The organism is Rhizocola hellebori, from assembly GCF_016862955.1.
Classification (GTDB): Bacteria; Actinomycetota; Actinomycetes; order Mycobacteriales; family Micromonosporaceae; genus Rhizocola; species Rhizocola hellebori.
In genome coordinates this window covers 20,037-34,775 of the sequence record NZ_BONY01000043.1, presented here as the reverse complement: position 1 = coordinate 34,775, position 14,739 = coordinate 20,037, and the positions used below count along the sequence as shown (strand labels likewise).

The window sequence follows — 14,739 nt, the reverse complement described above, 5'->3', positions numbered from 1 at the left end:
GATTCTTCACTCTCCGCCGTAGGTAATGACATGGGCCAGCGCGGAATTCGTACCCGCGGATAGAGCAGCCAGAACATCTGGCAGCTGGTCGAAACGCGACTCGCCGGAAAGCAGCGCGTCAAAGGCCGGATCGCCGAGCAGATTCAGGGCGAGGGCCAGGCGGTCGGCATAGGAGCGGTTCGCCCGGCGCGCCGGGGCGACCATGCCGACCTGGCTGGCTTGGATGCTGAGCCTTCCGGAGTGGAAGAAGCCGCCCAGCGCCACGTTCACCTCACGGTCGCCATACCAGCTCAGCTCGGTGACCGTGCCCTCGCGGGCGAGCAACTCCAGACACAGCTGCAGCCCGGCCGCGCTGGCACTGGCGTGGAACACCACGTCGCGGTGCGGTTGCGCCTGCTCAGGCGTGGCAAAGTGGACGCCGAGGGCCGCCGCCACGGCGGCCCGTTGCGGGTTGATGTCGACCAGCTCGACCGAGGCGCCCGGGAGCCGGGCCAGCACGGCGGCGACACAGCAGCCGACCATTCCCGCGCCCACCACGGTGATCCTGTCGCCGACCAGCGGCGCGGCGTCCCAGGCCGCGTTCACCGCGGTCTCCACCGTCCCGGCGAGCACGGCGCGCGTCGGCGGCACACCGTCGGGAATGGCCACCACCGCGTCGACCGGGACGACGTAGGCGGTCTGATGCGGATAGAGGCAGAACACCTTGCGCCCCAGCAACTTTTGCGGCCCTTGCTCGACCACGCCCACGTTGAGGTAGCCGTACTTCACCGGACCGGGAAAGTCGCCCTCCTGGAACGGCGCCCGCATCACCTCGCGCTGGTTCACCGGAACCTCACCGCGGAACACCAGGGTTTCGGTGCCCCGGCTGATGCCGGTGTGCAGCGTGCGGACGAGCACCTCACCGGGGCCGGGCTCGGGAAGCGACACCGTGCGGATCTCGCCCATACCGGGCGAGATGACCCAGAAGGCCTGCGCGTAGTATGCCATCGGCCTCCCTTCTTTTTAGGTCATCAACGAACCTTACGGAGATGCGGTGCCTTCGGTTCGACTGGGCCCGATAATCGGGCTGATCTTTTCGGCGGCGTTCCTCGGCGCGCTGTGGCTCACCATCGGCCTGCGCGCTGCCGGATGGATCATCGGAGGCTGCTACGCGGTCGCCATAGCCATCCTGGTCACTCGCGCGATGCACCGCACGGAAACGGCCCGATTTGGACCAGCCGACTGGGTGACGATCACACGAGCCGCGCTCGTCGGCGGGGTCACCGCGCTGACCGCCGACTCGTTGACCGGCGCCGTCCCGGCCACCGTCTTCGTCTCGATCACCACCGCGGCGCTTGTCCTAGACGCGGTGGACGGTCTGGTCGCGCGGCGCACCCTGACCGCTTCCAGCTTCGGCGCGCGTTTCGACATGGAGGTCGACGCCTTCCTCATCGCGGTTCTCAGCGTCTATGTGGCGCCCATGGTCGGGGGGTGGGTGCTGACCATCGGGGCGATGCGCTACGCCTATGTCGCCGCGAGCTGGGTGCTGCCGTGGATGCACCGCACACCCCCGCCGCGCTACTGGTGCAAGGTGGTGGCCGCGATCCAGGGCATCGTTCTGGTGGTGGTGGCCGCAGAGGTGGTGTGGCCCTGGCTGAGCATCGCCGCCCTGCTGATAGCCCTGGCGTTGCTGGTCGAATCGTTCGGCAGGGATTTCCTCTGGCTGTGGCGACGCCGGGGTGAGCCGTTACCGCAGGCGGGCGTAGACGTCGCCGGAGCGGCCCAGCGGCCGGAAGCGCTCGAGCAGCCGCTGCAACGCGAGCGGGTCTAGCCAGCGCTCACTGGCGAAACGCATCGTCTCCACGGGCGCGTAGTTGTATTCGTACGCGCCCAGTCGCTCCACGATGCCCAGCACGGTCAGGGCTTCCTCGTGCGCCATCGGCAGGTACTCGAAAGACAGCCCCCGCAACGGTTTGCTCAACCCGGTCAGCACTTCGGCCTCGAAACCCTCCACATCGATCTTGCAGAAGGCCGGCTCGCCGTGCGCGGCGATGAGGTCGTCAAGGGTCACCACCTCCACCTCGACCGAGCTGTCCCAGTGCACCTGCGCGAAACGACGGTCGGCGGCGGTCACCGACTCGATCCATTCCGACGACATCGACGACACGGTCGGGGTGGCGCTGGAAAGGGCCAGCCGCGCCCGGCCCGGCGCCGCGCCCACCGCCTTGGGCACAATGGACACCCCCGCGTCGCGGCCGAAGAGCAGTCGCAGCACCCGCAGGCAGTCCGGCTGCGGCTCCAGGGCGATCACCCGCACCCCCATCCGCCGCCACGCCCGCACCCGGCTGCCCACATGCGCGCCGATGTCGAAACCGGTCTCCCCCGGCCCGAGGAACTGCCGGTAGAACCGGACCATGCGGCGCTGCCTTCCGGGCACGCCGTGGTACATGAGCATCGATCGGGTAATCCCCCACGCACGGGCAAGCATGTGGCGACCATATCGCGGCCCGGACCACGGCAACACTGTCCACATTGGAGCAAAGCTAGAGCGGCCAGCTGCCTTCGTGATTCGGCGTCATGGTGGCCGAGGCGGGCAGGTGAGCCTTGAGCCGCCATCCGCCGCCGGCCATGCGCCCGCTCTGCAGGCTTCCGCCGAGCTCCATAATCCGCTCCTTGAGCCCGATGAGGCCGAACCCGCTTATCGCGAAGCGAGAGGTCTCACCTCGCCCGTCGTCGGTCACCTCGATGTCGATGTCGCCCGCGGAATCGCTTCTCACCTCCACGTCCACCCGGGTGACCCCGCGCGCATGCTTGCCGACGTTGGTCAATGCCTCCCTTACGATCCGGTATATCCCAGCTGCCAGGTCGGGGCGAACGCCGGCCAGCGCGGGATCGAGGTCCATGGCGACGTGCACCCCGCTTCTGCGCAGCGGGACAGCCACCGCCGGAATCTCGGCGATCCCCGGGGTGGGGTCCAATGGCGCGGTGGAGCTGTCGCGCAGCAGGGACACCAAGCGCCGCATGGCCGTCATCGCCTGCTTTCCGGCCTCTTCGATGTCGTCGAGCTTCTCCTTGACCTCTTGTGGCCTATTGAGTACCAGACGGATGGCATTGGTTTGAATGACTATTCCGGTGATGTGGTGGGCCACCAGGTCGTGAAGTTCGCGGGCGATGCTTAACCTCTCCCTGATGCGCGTCTCCGACACGGCGAGCCTGTGTTCGGAGTCGAGCCCGCGCAGGTAGACGAAGGTCGCCGCGGTGCACAGGGTCAGCACCCCGATCGCCGAGCTGAACGGACCCGGCTGCTCATCACGCATCGGGGCGATGATCGCCGCCGTGCCCAGCGCCAGGCCCAGGCCGAGCGCCTGGGGCGAAGGCAGCTTGCGGATCGACTGGGCCATCAGGATTCCCAGGCCGATCGACTCCCCCACCCCCCATGAGTGGTCAATCGGCCCAAGCGTCAGCACCGCGGCGGTGGTGAGCCAGGACACGCCCGCGGCCGCCCCCGCCCGCGCGGTCAGCGGGAACCAGCGCCCGGAGAGGGCACAAAAGATGACGGCAAGGCCGGAAATCCACAGCGCTATGCGCACCAGGTCGTGCTGGCCCTTGTCGATGCTCAGCCGTTCCCAGCTCACCACGGCAGCAAGCGCGAAGGCGAGCACGGAGATCGGGAACAGTCGCACTCCTCGATTATTCGCCTCCCCGACTTTCGTCAGGGGCGAATGCTGACCCACGACAGAGGTGGGAGCACCCCCCTGACCGGAAGACTGGTGGCCAGAACGAGGGAAAACATCCCACGTCTTGCGAAGGAGAAATCTTGCTTAAGTACACCCGAGCCGCCATTGTGACCGCCATTGCCGCTGCCACCGTGACCTTCGGAGTACAGCTAGCCCACTCCGCCCCCGCACAAGCTGCTTCCATCCCCACCGTCCCCTGTGCCGCGCAGGGTGTCACCGACGCCGACAAGAACCTCGCCAAGGACATGGCCCCCAAGCTCGACGCCGACCTTGCCGGAAACCTTGACGGGTACCAGGTTTCGTGTGCCCGCGCGGTCGTGGACCAGGTCAAGGCGCGCGGCATGGACCAGCACGCCGCCACCATCGCGCTGTCGACCACCATCGTCGAGGGTCACCTGCACAACTACAACAAGGCGGTCGACTATGACAGCCTTGGCCTGTTCCAGCAGCGCCCCTCCGCCGGCTGGGGTAAGCCCGCAGAGCTGGTCAACCCGGCCTACGCGACCGACGCGTTCCTCAACCGCATGATCGAGTTGCACCCGAACGAGAGCTGGAAGAAGGCTCCGGCCGGAGATGTGGCGCAAAACGTCCAGGTGTCCGCTTTCCCGGACCGGTACGCCACCCAGGTCGGCGACGCTTCCAAGCTGGTTTCCGCGCTCTGGAAGTGAGCCGCCCCCATCGGTGGTGAGATGGACTCGTGGTCCGAGTCCTCATCGTCGATGACAGCGACATCGTTCGCCGTGGATTGACGACGATCATCGACACGGCCGAAGGATTCCAGGTAGTCGGCACGGCCACGGACGGCAGAGATGCGCTGACCGTGGCCGGCCGGCTTAAACCCGACCTGGTGTTGATGGACATTCGCATGCCGGGGCTGGACGGCCTCGCCGCCACAAGAGAATTGATGTCCGGCGAAAGCCCGCCCCGCATCGTCATCCTCACCACCTTCAACGACGACGAGTACATCACCGAGGCGGTGGCCGCAGGCGCCGTCGGTTTCATGCTCAAAGACGCGCCGCCCGAACAGCTCCTGCGAGCGCTCCGGGCGGCCGCTGATGGTCTGGCCATGCTCGATCCCGCCGTCACCATGCAGGTCATGAGCCAAGCCGCGCAGGGCCGCACCGGCACCCAGCTCTCCGACGAGGAAGACCAGATGGTCGCCACCCTCACCGACCGGGAGCGAGAGGTGCTCGGCCTGCTGGGCCAGGGATTGTCCAATGCGGACATCGGCACCGCGCTGTTCATGACCGAGGGAACAGTCAAGGGACACGTCAGCGCCATCTTCTCCAAACTCAATGTCACCAACCGGGTCCAGGCCGCCCGCTTGGCCTTCCGGGCCGGCCTGGACGAGCCCGAATAGCGCATCAGGGCTGAAAGTCGACCTCCGGAAAGGCGGGCGACTCGTGACGCAGCAACGGTTCCTGCCCGCCCAGCAGGGTCTGGACGAGCCAGGCGCCCAGATAGCTGCGGCCGATCGTCATCGCACGCCGCCCGTCGATCGGCCCCAGCTCGAAGACCCCACCGAGGTCGATCTGCTGCTTGAAAACGGTGAAGTCGCTGAAGTCGTAGTGCTCGCTGCCGTGAACCACCAGATGCAGGCGAGCTCCGCGGAGCCGGTCGTAGAAGCCGGCCCAGTCCGGGTCGGTGGCCCGGCTGTGGCTGGGGTTGCCCATCATCAGGAACGGCTGGGTCAGGCTCGCCTCGCCCAGCGGGTTGCCGTCCATCGCCACCCCGGTGGTGAACCGGCTGTCCTGCTCCAGCGCGCCGATGACGGTCATGCTGCCCAGCGAGTGGCCCATCGCGGCGACCGCACAGCGATCGGCCAGCCGGGCACGCACGAATCCCATGTCCGCCACCCGAACCGCGAGCAGGGTTTCCGGCGATGGATCTTCGGCGGGCAGCTCGATTCTGCCGTCGGGGAACTCGACCAGGCCGTCATAGGTGTGGTCGACCCCGATCACCTTGAACCCTCGGCTGGCCAGGTCTTGGCACAGGCCCGTGTAGAAGGCCACGTTGGTGTTCAGGCCGGGCGAGAAAAGCACGACCGGGTGTGGCCCGGGCCGTGGTGCGGCGCCCTGCCGCGCGGCGGTGGCGAAGGTCAGCAGATCCTGCGGGTAGGCCGAGCCGATGAGCGCGTTGAGCTGTTCGACTAGCAGGGTCGAGACGCCGGGCGTCAGGTAGCCGGCGGCCGGGCCGCTGCCCTGCGCCGGGTACCACAGCGTCACCATCAGCTCGCGCGGGCGTGGCTGCGGCGCGAGCGGGTCGGGACGAGTCGCCTCCACCAGGTGCAGGCGGCGCGTGCCGACCGGGAACCGGCCGGTGGGTGCGGGCAGCCGCAATCCTGCCGAGGCACCCATGGCCATCCCCGGCAGGCCCGCCGCGCCGATGGGTGCGGGCAGCCGCAAGCGGGCCGGGGTGGCGCTGGCCGGGCCAGGCAGCGCTGCCGCCAGCAGGCCCGCCGCGCCGGCGAGAACGGCACGTCTGGTCACATCAAAGGAATCCATGGCCGCGACGGTAGGAGACCGGCGGGCACCGGCACATCGCCCTGCGGAGCGCGCCGCTGTGCCACCCGAGAGCTAACCTTCGCGAGGGATGCGCCCGCCGACGCGCGGCCCGCACAATGGCGGGGTGCAGACACCTCTCGACCGAGCCGCGCGGCTGAAGGGGTGGCCGCAATGGCCGCTTGCCGCCGTTACCCTGCTGACGTTGGCCGCGGCCGCCGAGCTTCCGCTGGCCTGGCCGGCGTGGGGCGACGCGGAGCTCGGGGTGCTGATCAACGTGCTGGCCGTGGCGCCGCTCCTGCTAGCCCGCAACCGGTTGCCGCTGGCCGCCGCGGCGATCGGCTCGGGAGTAGCGATGATGCTCACTCTCTACGGCACCCTCACTGTCACTGCCCTAATTGGACAGTTGGCCGTGCTATACCTTTGTTTTTCACGGTACGCACGCCCAGCCGCCAGTGCCGCGCTGTTGCCGTTGGCGGCCAACGCCGTCTACCCCTTCACCGGCGACGATTCCTCGCGCCCCTTGGGGTTGCTGCTGCTTTGCGCGGGGCTGGCCGCCGCCTGGCTCGGCGACGCCCGCCGCCAGCGCGCCCAGCTGATCGCCACGCACGACTCCACACTGGCGCAAGCCCACCATGAGCAGGCCGTGCTCGCCGAACGCACCCGCATCGCCCGCGAGCTGCATGACGTTGTCGCCCATCACGTTTCGATGATGGTGGTGCAGGCCGAGACCGCCCGGGTGGGCACAGCCGATCTGCCGCAGGCGGGCCGGGACAGCTTCGCCGCGATCGGTGCGACCGGGCGGCTGGCGCTGACCGAGATGCGGCGGCTGCTCGGCGTGCTGCGCATGGAAAGCGCACCGGCCCTGGAGCCCCAGCCCGGGCTGGATCGCCTCGACGAGCTGGTCGCCGCGGCCCGGGCCGCCGGAAACGAGGTGCGGGTGCGCAGAATCGGCCGCCCGCAGCCACTCCCGGCCGGTCTGGACGTGTCGGCCTATCGCATCATCCAGGAGGCGCTGACCAACGTGCGCAGGCACGCGCCGCAGGCGGCGGCGGAGGTGGTGGTGCTCTACACCGAAGAGGGGGTGGAGATTTCGGTCGACAACGACGGCCCAGCGGCCGCGATCCCAAGCAGGACAGGGCACGGCCTGCTCGGGATGCGGGAGCGCGCGAACATGGCCGGCGGCGTCCTGAGCGCAGGCCCCAAAACCGATGGCGGATTCCGGGTTTACGCGCAGTTGCCGGTCTGGGCCACGCCATGACGATAAGGGTGCTGATCGCCGACGACCATGCGGTGGTGAGGACCGGGTTCAGCACGATGCTGCGCACCCAGCCCGACCTTGAGGTGGTGGCCGTGGCCGCGGATGGCGTCGAGGCGGTCGCCTGGTGTGGCCGCGAGCGGGTGGACGTGGTGCTGATGGACATCCGGATGCCTTCGCTGAACGGCATCGAGGCCACCCGTCAGCTGACCGCGCAACCCAGCCCGCCGAAGGTGATTATGCTCACGACATTTGATGTCGATGAGTATGTTTACGACGCGCTCATAGCCGGGGCCAGCGGTTTTCTGCTCAAGGATGTCACCGCCGAAGACCTGATCGCCGCGGTGCGCGTGGTCGCCGCGGGCGACGCCCTGCTCGCGCCCTCCATCACCCGCCGGCTCATCGCCGACGTGGTGCGGCAACGGCCGCGGGCGGTGCGGGCGCAGGAAACGCTGACCCCGCTCACCCCGCGCGAGACCGAGATCATGCTGCTGGTGGCGGGAGGACTGTCCAATGCGGAGATTGCCGGGCGGCTGACCATCAGCGAGGAGACCGTCAAAACCCACGTCGGCCGCATCCTGGTGAAGCTCGGCCTGCGCGACCGTACCCAGGCTGTCATCTATGCTTATGAGACCGGCATAGTCGTCCCCGGGCCGCGCAGGTTGCCTGGTAGCAGCTAGCGGACTAGTTTGAACAGTTGTGGCCATCTCCCGCCAGGCCAGCGCACCGGTGTTTCATCACATTGGGCTGCTCCACGATTCCCCGGCTTCCTACACGCGCGGATGCGTCACCTTCATCCGCGAAGGTCTGGACGCTGGGGCTCCGGTACTGGTGGCGGTTCCGGGCGGTGGGAAGAACGAGGCGATTCGCGACGCGCTCGGCGACGCCGACCACCGGCTGCAGTTCGCCGACATGTCCATCGCGGGCCGCAACCCGGGCCGGATCCTCCCATGGATTCTGCTGGAATTCGCCGATCGTCATCCCGGGCAACGGGTCTGGCTGATCAGCGAGTCAATGTGGCCGGATCGCAGCTGCATGGAATACCAGGAGTGCGCCGCTCACGACGCCATGATCAACCTTGCTTTCACCGGCCGCGACGCGGCTATCCTGTGTCCCTTTGACACAGTAGCGCTGCGGCCGCAGACCATCGCCGACGCGCATCGCACCCACCCCACCCTGGCCGACGGGGTGAACACCTGGCGCAATAGCGCATACGCAGACCCGGTCGACGCCGCGCGCGACTTCGATCTGCCGATTCCCCATCCGCCCGGCGACGCCTACCGATGCTCGGTGGCTGACCGGGGCGACCTGCGCGGTCTCAGGCAGACGGTCACCGCACAGGCGACCGCGGCGAACGTTGCCCCGCAACGGGTTCGCCAGCTGGCCATCGCGGTCAACGAGCTGGCCTGCAACAGCATCCTGCACGCCGACGGCCATGCCAGCCTGAGCCTCTGGTCCGAGCCGGGGGTGTTCGTGTGCCAGATCGACGATGCCGGCACCTGGCCCGACCCCATGGCCGGACGCGTTCCACGGCCGGCTGGCAGCACCGGTGGCTATGGCCTGTTGATTGTGCATGAACTTGCAGACCTGGTTCGCGTTCATAGCCACCAGACGGGCACAAGCATTCGATTGCATATCAATCTGCCCAATCAGCGGTGATACAGTCGCCGCGAACCGCTTACCCCTTCTCGCCACGCGCAGAGGATCGAAACCATGGCGCTGAACGCAGAGCAAAGCGAACGACTCAACGTGCTTCTCACAGACCGCGCGGAGGAGATCTCCGCCCGGTGGGCAGAGGTCGCCGCCGCGCCCCTGCGAGGGCGGCTGACCGTCGCCGAAGCCGCGCGCCAGACATTGGATCTGCAGCGCCAGCTGCAGGCGACGCTACGCGCCGGCGCCACCGACGTGGCCAGCGATCGCAGCGCGGAGCTGCGGGCGGTGCTCAGCGAGTTTTCCCGCGGCCGGGCGCGTCAGGGCTTCACCGCGACCGAGACCGCCACCACAGTGCTCGCCCTCAAGACGGCCATTTACGACGTTGCCGGAGTGGAGAAGGGCGACGAGGCGACATTGCGCGACTACGTGGCCTGGACCTCGTTCATCGACGAGCTGAGCCTGTTCACCTTCGAGAGCTACACCAAGGCCCGCGAGAGGATCATTACCGAGCAGAACGAACAGCTGCTGGAGCTGTCGACACCGGTGGTGAAGCTGTGGGAGGGCGTGGTCTCCGTTCCCCTGGTCGGCACGCTTGACTCCGCGCGCGCCCAGGTCGTCATGGAGAGGTTGCTCCAGGCCCTGATCGACACCGGCTCGCCCTGGGCCATCATCGACATCACCGGGGTACCGGCAGTGGACACCCAGGTCGCCCAGCACGTTCTCAAGACCGTGATGGCCGCGCGGCTGATGGGCGCCGAATGCATCGTCTCCGGCATCCGGCCACAGATCGCGCAAACCATTGTGGCGCTTGGCATCGAGTTCGGCGACATCGTCACCAAGGCCAGCCTGGCCGACGCGCTGCGGCATGCGATCAAGATGTCCGGTTCAGAGCTTGCCCGCTCCCAGCGGCGGGCGGCGTAATGGATCGGGTGCCGATTCTTAAGATCGGCCCGGTGCTCCTCGTCTCCATCCAGGTGGACATGCAGGACCAGATGGCGCTCGCCCTGCAGGAAGACCTCGGGCAGCGCATCGTCGACACCGGCTGCCGGGGCGTCATCATCGACATCACCGGCCTGGACATCGTCGACTCTTTCGTCGGGCGCACCCTGTCCACCATCGCGTCGATCTCGCGGGTGCTCGACGCGGAGACCATCGTGGTCGGCATGCGCCCCGCGGTCGCGATCACCCTGGTCGAGCTTGGCTTGTCGCTCAACGGAATCCGCACCGCGCTCAACGTCGAGCGCGGCATGGAGCTGCTGGCACGCCGGGCGGACGAGGACGATTTCGCCGAGCCCGACTTCGTGGATGAGCACGAGATCTCGAAGTCACCATGAGCGCCGCCGGAGACGTGGAAGCGGCTGCGGTTCAGGCCATCAGTGGCGATGAAGACGTCGTCCGAGTGCGTCAGCTGGTGCGCACAGCCGCTGTCGCCGCCAAACTGTCACTGGTCGATCAGACGAAACTGGTCACCGCCGCCAGCGAGCTGGCCCGCAACACGCTGGTCTATGGCGGGGGCGGGAAGGCCGAAGTCAGCCACCTCGACAACGGCGCCCGGCGGGGCATCCGCATCGTGTTCAGCGACTCCGGCCCCGGCATCCCCGACGTCGAGCTTGCCCTCACCGACGGCTACACCAGCGGCGGCGGCCTCGGCCTGGGCCTCAGTGGTGCCCGCAGGCTGGTCGACGAGTTCGAGCTGGAGACCGCGGTCGGCGTGGGCACGACAGTATCGGTGACCAAATGGGCCCGGTGAGCTCGGTAACCCCTGTCCCGTCATGGTTCCGCTTCGATGAGGAGAGCGTCGTCGGAGCGGCCCGCCGCTATGCCGTCGAGGTGGCACAGGCGCTGCAGCTGAGCGAGCGCAAAGTGGCCGATCTCGCGATTGTCGTCACCGAGCTGGGTACCAATCTGATCAAACACGCCACTGAAGGGGTGCTGCTGGTCCGTCCCGTCCGTGAGGTCGACAACGCCGGCCTGGAAGTGGTCAGCGTCGATGCCGGGCCCGGAATCGCCGATCTGACAAGGTTTCACCGCGACGGGCACACCACCGCGGGATCGCTGGGCATCGGCCTGGGCGCGGTGGCGCGGCTCGCCGACCGCTACGACGTCTATTCGACCCCGGGCCGGGGCACGGTGCTGATCGCCCAGATGTGGCAGCAGCAGAAGGATCCGCCATCGGCCTGGGCGGAAGGGCTGACCCGGCCGATGACCGGAGAACACGTCACCGGAGACGGCTACGCCATCCGCCGCGAAGGCAACCGTAGCCAGGTGCTGGTTTGCGACGGCCTGGGCCACGGCCCGCTGGCCGCGGCCGCCACCCAGGCCGCGTTGCACATCTTCGGCTCGGCGCCGATGGAAAACCCGGCCGCCTTGGTGAACAGGCTGCACCGCGGCCTGTCGCATACCCGCGGCGCGGCCCTTCTCGTCGCGCAGATCGACCCCGACGAAGCGTTGATTCGCGTGTGCGGCTTGGGAAACATCGCCGGCACCATCCTCAATGGACACGAGCGGCGCGGTGTGGTCTCGATGCCCGGGATAGCCGGCCACGGAAAGGCCACCATCCGCGAGTTCGAGTACCCGTGCACGCCCCATTCCCTGCTGGTCGCCCATTCCGACGGGGTCAGCGACAAGTGGAGCCTCGATGGGTACCCCGGCCTGGAATCCAGGTCGCCCTTGCTGATCGCGGCGACGGTGTTGCGCGACGCCGGCGTTCGCCGCGACGACGCCTGCGTCCTCGCGGCCCGGACGCACCCATGACCGACGCCAATCTGCTGCAGCTGGCGCTGCGCCGCGAGCAGGACATCTTCGAGGTCAGGCAGCGTGGCCGGGAAGCCGCGGCGGCGCTGGGGCTGGAGCACCAGGATCAGATCCGCATCGCCACCGCGCTCAGCGACATCGGGCGGCAGATGCTGGTCCACGCCCCAAACGTGGAGGTGCGTTTCACGGTCACCGGCGAGCCGCCGAACCTGCGAATCCTTATGCACACCAAGGGTCATCTGGATGGCCAGACGATCGCGCCAGTGGGCAGGCTGGTCGATGTTTTGGAACTGACCTCCGATGGGCAAGGCACCACCGTCATGTTGTCACGCCGCCTCCCCGACGATCATGTCTCCGCCGAACGAGTCGGCGAGGTCAAGCGCATGCTCGCCTCGTCTGCGGTGGCCAGCCCGCTGGACGAGCTGGCTTCGCAGAATGAGCATCTGCTGTCCGCATTGGACGAAGCGCACCGCCAGCGCGACCGCCTTGAGGTGCTCAACAACGAGCTGGAGGAGACCAACCGGGGCGTGATGGCGCTCTACCTGGAGCTCAGCAGCGAGCTGGAGGAGACCAACCGGGGAGTGGTGGCGCTCTATGCCGAGCTGGACGACAAGTCGGGTCAGCTGCGCGCTGCGAGCGAGGCGAAGACCCGGTTCCTGGCCAACGTCAGCCACGAGCTACGGGCTCCGGTCACCTCGGTCATCGGGCTGCTTCGGCTGATCTCCGACCCCGGCTCCGATCCGCTGACCGCAGCGCAGGCCGAGCAGATCGGGCTGATCCGCGCCTCGGCCGCAGACCTGCTGTCACTGGTCAACGATCTGCTCGATCTGGCCAAGGCCGAGTCTGGCCGCCTCGATCCGATGTGGACACAGGTCGACCTCGGCCAGATGTTCAAACAGCTGCGCGGCACGCTCAAGGCAGTCCTCACCACGCCGGAGGTGGAACTCGTCGTCGACATCCCCGAGGACGGCTCCTGGATCGAATCCGACGAGGCGCTGCTCTCCCAGATCCTGCGCAATCTGCTGCACAACGCCGTGAAGTTCACCGACCGGGGCGAGGTGAGCATGCGAGCCCGCTGCGAAGAACGCAGCTGGATCATTACCGTGGCCGACACCGGCATAGGCATCGCCCCCGCCCATCACGAGCGGATTTTCGAGGAGTTCTACCAGCTTCCCACCCGGCAAAAGGTGCGGGGCACCGGGTTGGGCCTGCCTTATGCGCGCAAACTGGTCGCAGTGTTGGGAGGCAGCATGAGCATGGAAAGCGAGCCGGGCCGGGGAAGCGTCTTCACCGTGACACTTCCGGTGACGAGGCAGCCGTGAGCGCGCCCGCCGAACCCACCATCCTCGTCGTCGACGACCGCGCGCCCAAGCGCTATCTGCTCAACAGCTGGCTCACCCGCGCCGGGTACACCGTGGCGGAGGCCGAGAACGGCCACGACGCGATGGAACAGCTGCAGCGCCGCGCCTTCGACATGGTGGTGCTCGACGTCAAGCTGCCCGACATCAGCGGCCTGGACGTGTGCCGCTGGATCAAGAACGACCCCGAACGCGGCGGCACGCCAGTGATCCACGTGTCGGCCCACGCCACCGCCTCCGCCGACCGCACCATCGGGCTTGTCGGCGGCGCCGATGCCTACCTCGTCGAGCCCATCGACCCGCACGAGCTGGTGGCCACGGTTCAGGCGGTCCTGCGCTACTACCAGGCGCGACGCCAGGCCGAGCAGCTCGCCGACGGGCTGGCCCAGCTGGCCGACACCACCCTGGCCGTCACCATGGCCGGGACCTTCGATGAGCTGCTCACGGCCGCAGCCTCCGGTGCCTCGCAGCTTTTCGGCGCGGCGGCGCTGGTGGCCACCGAGAGCCTCGACGGACGCTGGACGGCGGCGCTGGCCGACGGCCCGGTGGCCATGCATCCATGGGATCCGCCCACGGACAAGGTTCCTATCGGCTCGCGTATTCAGACCGGCACCGCGGGCGAGTGGAATCTGGCGCAGTGGCCAAGCGACGCGACGGTGACCGTGGCCACGGCCCGGCTGCGGGCCGACCGGCCCTCGCTCTACGTCGCTGTCGCGCTGTCCGCCGATGAGCGCGAGACCCAGCTGCTGGCCCAGCTCACCCAGGCGCTGGGCGCCGCGGCCGAGGCCCAGCGCGCCCAGGACTCCGACCATCGCATCGCCATCACGTTGCAGCGCAGCCTTTTGCCTCGCGCGCTGCCGACCGTGGCCGGGATAGACCTGGCTGTGCGCTACGAGCCGGCCAGCCCCGAAGCCGAAATCGGCGGCGACTTCTACGAGCTTTCGCTACACGACGGCCAGCTCCTGATCGCCATCGGCGATGTGGTGGGGCATTCGCTGCACGCGGCCACGGTGATGGCCGAAATCCGTTACGCGCTAAGGGCTTATGCGATCGAGGGGCATTCCCCCGGGCACATCGTCGGCCTCATCGACGAATTGATGGTGAGGCTGATCCCTGGCGAGCTCGCCACCCTATGCCTGATCGTGCTGGATCCGCAAACAGGCCGGGCGCGGATGGCCAACGCGGGACATCTGCCCCCGTTGCTGATCGCCGACGGAACCTCCACGCAGCTGCGGCACCGGGCGCCCCTGCTGGGCCTGAACCGGCCCCGCCCCGCCGATCTGGAGTTCTCGCTTACCAAGGGCAGCACGCTGTTGCTCTACACCGACGGGCTGATCGAGCGGCGCGACTGCTCGATCCTGGGACGGGTCGAAGAGCTCAGCGAGCTTGCCGCCACCGTGGAACCCGATCTGGAAAGTTACTGTGAGCGTCTTCTCACACAGCTCACCAGCCCACCCAACGAGGATGACGTCGCCGTTGTCGCTTTGCGGCGGCTGTGA

At 68.0% G+C, this 14,739-nt stretch carries 16 protein-coding genes; 12 read left to right on the top strand and 4 right to left on the bottom strand.

Annotation, left to right across the window (positions count from 1 at the left end; all coding sequences use genetic code 11):
• Positions 1–6 precede the first annotated feature (6 nt).
• Positions 7–987 carry a zinc-dependent alcohol dehydrogenase gene (locus Rhe02_RS29995; protein ID WP_203911764.1) on the bottom strand — a complete coding sequence of 327 codons (981 nt, stop codon included), beginning with the start codon at positions 985–987 and terminating at the stop codon, positions 7–9.
• A gap of 46 nt (positions 988–1,033) precedes the next feature.
• On the opposite strand from Rhe02_RS29995, the gene Rhe02_RS29990 reads away from it, so the two are divergent.
• Positions 1,034–1,810, top strand: a complete 777-nt coding sequence (locus tag Rhe02_RS29990; protein ID WP_203911763.1) for a CDP-alcohol phosphatidyltransferase family protein — start codon at positions 1,034–1,036, stop codon at positions 1,808–1,810.
• Here Rhe02_RS29990 and Rhe02_RS29985 read toward each other — a convergent pair.
• Together Rhe02_RS29985 and Rhe02_RS29980 are read right to left on the bottom strand one after the other, a co-directional pair.
• Entirely contained in the window at positions 1,727–2,467 is a 741-nt protein-coding gene (locus Rhe02_RS29985) for an FkbM family methyltransferase (RefSeq protein WP_203911762.1), read from the bottom strand. The genes Rhe02_RS29990 and Rhe02_RS29985 overlap by 84 nt on opposite strands.
• A 55-nt stretch (positions 2,468–2,522) precedes the next feature.
• Positions 2,523–3,662 carry a sensor histidine kinase gene (locus tag Rhe02_RS29980; RefSeq protein ID WP_203911761.1) on the bottom strand — a complete coding sequence of 380 codons (1,140 nt, stop codon included), beginning with the start codon at positions 3,660–3,662 and terminating at the stop codon, positions 2,523–2,525.
• A gap of 134 nt (positions 3,663–3,796) precedes the next feature.
• Between Rhe02_RS29980 and Rhe02_RS29975 the strand changes: the two genes are divergently transcribed.
• Positions 3,797–4,384 (top strand): hypothetical protein, encoded by a 588-nt coding sequence (locus Rhe02_RS29975; RefSeq protein WP_203911760.1) that lies wholly within the window; start codon positions 3,797–3,799, stop codon positions 4,382–4,384.
• Between the two features lie 29 nt (positions 4,385–4,413).
• A complete protein-coding gene (locus Rhe02_RS29970; RefSeq protein WP_203911759.1) occupies positions 4,414–5,076 on the top strand; it encodes a response regulator in 663 nt (220 codons plus the stop codon).
• 4 nt (positions 5,077–5,080) lie between these two features.
• Here the strand turns inward: Rhe02_RS29970 and Rhe02_RS29965 are convergent, their stop codons facing one another.
• The gene (locus Rhe02_RS29965; RefSeq protein WP_203911758.1) at positions 5,081–6,220 is read right to left on the bottom strand and encodes an alpha/beta hydrolase; all 1,140 of its coding nucleotides are present in this window, start codon (positions 6,218–6,220) and stop codon (positions 5,081–5,083) included.
• A 124-nt stretch (positions 6,221–6,344) separates the two neighbouring features.
• On the opposite strand from Rhe02_RS29965, the gene Rhe02_RS29960 reads away from it, so the two are divergent.
• Genes Rhe02_RS29960 through Rhe02_RS29920 form a run of 9 tightly spaced genes read left to right on the top strand, consistent with a single transcriptional unit; the run spans position 6,345 to position 14,739 of the window.
• Positions 6,345–7,478: a sensor histidine kinase gene (locus Rhe02_RS29960; RefSeq protein ID WP_203911757.1), complete on the top strand. Its 1,134-nt coding sequence runs from the start codon at positions 6,345–6,347 to the stop codon at positions 7,476–7,478.
• Positions 7,475–8,155 carry a response regulator gene (locus Rhe02_RS29955; protein ID WP_203911756.1) on the top strand — a complete coding sequence of 227 codons (681 nt, stop codon included), beginning with the start codon at positions 7,475–7,477 and terminating at the stop codon, positions 8,153–8,155. Before Rhe02_RS29960 ends, Rhe02_RS29955 begins: the two co-directional genes overlap by 4 nt.
• Positions 8,156–8,174: 19 nt before the next feature.
• Positions 8,175–9,134, top strand: coding sequence for an anti-sigma factor RsbA family regulatory protein (locus Rhe02_RS29950; RefSeq protein WP_203911755.1), 960 nt, complete (start codon positions 8,175–8,177; stop codon positions 9,132–9,134).
• A gap of 54 nt (positions 9,135–9,188) precedes the next feature.
• Positions 9,189–10,049: an STAS domain-containing protein gene (locus Rhe02_RS29945; RefSeq protein ID WP_203911754.1), complete on the top strand. Its 861-nt coding sequence runs from the start codon at positions 9,189–9,191 to the stop codon at positions 10,047–10,049.
• Positions 10,049–10,462: an STAS domain-containing protein gene (locus tag Rhe02_RS29940; protein WP_203911753.1), complete on the top strand. Its 414-nt coding sequence runs from the start codon at positions 10,049–10,051 to the stop codon at positions 10,460–10,462. Before Rhe02_RS29945 ends, Rhe02_RS29940 begins: the two co-directional genes overlap by 1 nt.
• Complete coding sequence (locus Rhe02_RS29935; RefSeq protein WP_203911752.1) at positions 10,459–10,878, top strand: anti-sigma regulatory factor; 420 nt, start codon at positions 10,459–10,461, stop codon at positions 10,876–10,878. The genes Rhe02_RS29940 and Rhe02_RS29935 overlap by 4 nt, the downstream gene beginning before the upstream one ends.
• Positions 10,875–11,882, top strand: a complete 1,008-nt coding sequence (locus Rhe02_RS29930) for an ATP-binding protein (RefSeq protein WP_373320724.1) — start codon at positions 10,875–10,877, stop codon at positions 11,880–11,882. The genes Rhe02_RS29935 and Rhe02_RS29930 overlap by 4 nt, the downstream gene beginning before the upstream one ends.
• A complete protein-coding gene (locus Rhe02_RS29925; RefSeq protein WP_203911750.1) occupies positions 11,879–13,204 on the top strand; it encodes a sensor histidine kinase in 1,326 nt (441 codons plus the stop codon). Before Rhe02_RS29930 ends, Rhe02_RS29925 begins: the two co-directional genes overlap by 4 nt.
• Positions 13,201–14,739 (top strand): fused response regulator/phosphatase, encoded by a 1,539-nt coding sequence (locus Rhe02_RS29920; RefSeq protein ID WP_203911749.1) that lies wholly within the window; start codon positions 13,201–13,203, stop codon positions 14,737–14,739. The genes Rhe02_RS29925 and Rhe02_RS29920 overlap by 4 nt, the downstream gene beginning before the upstream one ends.